Raw genomic sequence first — 1,362 nt, forward strand, 5'->3', positions numbered from 1 at the left:
TGGATAATTACCTCTCCCTAAAACAGATTGGATTGACGCGGAGGGTGAAAATTTTTTCTGATTGATGGGGAGATTGGATATGACGCACTTCGGAGCGGCTCTGCATTCTTCGGGAGACCTAGCCATCCCATCCTAGGTCATGCTGCTTCTTGCCGCCTTTCCTTCGGAATGCTACGCAAACGGAGAAGCTGCGCAATTCAAGTCGCGAAGCGAAACAGAGGAGCTGCCTCTTGCAGAGGAGCTGCGCAATTCAAGTCGCTCCGCGAAACGCTTTTCATGTCGCGTAGCGAAACGCAAACGACCACTTGTTTCTCCTAATTAGGAGAGGCTTTTTACCTTAATTATTCGGTAAAAGTTTTCAGCTAGTACAATTTCACTCTTGATTTTCAATAGATGACTTTTGAATGTATAAATTCTGTTAAAATGATGCAATCGGAGTAATATCAAATCGTAATTTATTAACTACAAAATTTAATCATTAATTTACTCCATTTTTTTGAGAAAATGTTTGTCAAATTAAGTTAAATATTAAGAGACTTGTTTATAAACTAAATATTCAGGATTGAATAAGGCCATGGATTTCAATTATGCTGCTTGATAGAGTATAAGTATTCATACTCCTAAAGTTATTAGGTGATAAATAGTTATGTTTTTACCTATTATCTATTCCCTGTTCCCTATCTCCTTTTTTATATTTCCTAATACATTCAATCTGTTACACCTAAAAATAAACACAACTACTCTATGTTTTTAACTTCGTTGCCGATCGAGCTATAGTAATTTTCACCCTTGATTAGAAACAGATTTTGGATTTTTGGGAATAGGGATAGGGAATAGAGAATTAGGGAAGAGAAAAAAATACTTTACCTCATGAACAAGAGAACCACTAGATCTTCACTTATGAATCTGGAAAAGTTCGCTTTAATTCATCAATCAAATCATCAATCTCTTCTAGTGCTTGATTAACATCGATTCTGAGTGTACCTAAATCGGGCTTTTCTAGAAGTTTGACTAAAGATTCCCGCTTATTTTCAATAGTAGCTAATCTTGCTTTAATTGTCTGTGAGTCCATTGTCAATTCCTGATATACTCTAGTTAATACAGTATTTTAGTTTAACTCATTAACACCCTCATCTCGATTAACGATAAATATTCTAACAGGAGATTCCAAAAACTTCAAACTAAAATATCAGGGCACGGCGGTGATTTTATATCACTTTTATCCCGATCATTAGGGACAACCAGACAGTGTTAAAGGGAGCATAGACTGTTATTTTTTCAAGCTTCGACTACTTGAAGATTTATCATCCTAATATGGCAAGTAAACAAAGCTAATTTTCAGGTGATAAATATATATTCATT

The 1,362-nt window shown here is 35.3% G+C and carries 1 protein-coding gene; it reads right to left on the reverse strand.

Features of this window, described 5'->3' with window-relative positions; genetic code table 11:
• Positions 1-898 precede the first annotated feature (898 nt).
• The gene (locus tag F6K22_RS40865; RefSeq protein ID WP_293110883.1) at positions 899-1,072 is read right to left on the reverse strand and encodes a hypothetical protein; all 174 of its coding nucleotides are present in this window, start codon (positions 1,070-1,072) and stop codon (positions 899-901) included.
• Positions 1,073-1,362: the final 290 nt, after the last annotated feature.

The sequence above is a fragment of the Okeania sp. SIO2F4 genome, from assembly GCF_010672385.1.
Classification (GTDB): domain Bacteria; phylum Cyanobacteriota; class Cyanobacteriia; order Cyanobacteriales; family Microcoleaceae; genus Trichodesmium.

Excerpts from the sequence above, each read along its gene's own strand:
- F6K22_RS40865 (WP_293110883.1), bottom strand. The coding sequence starts at position 1,072 with ATGGACTCACAGACAATTAAAGCAAGATTAGCTACTATTGAAAATAAG.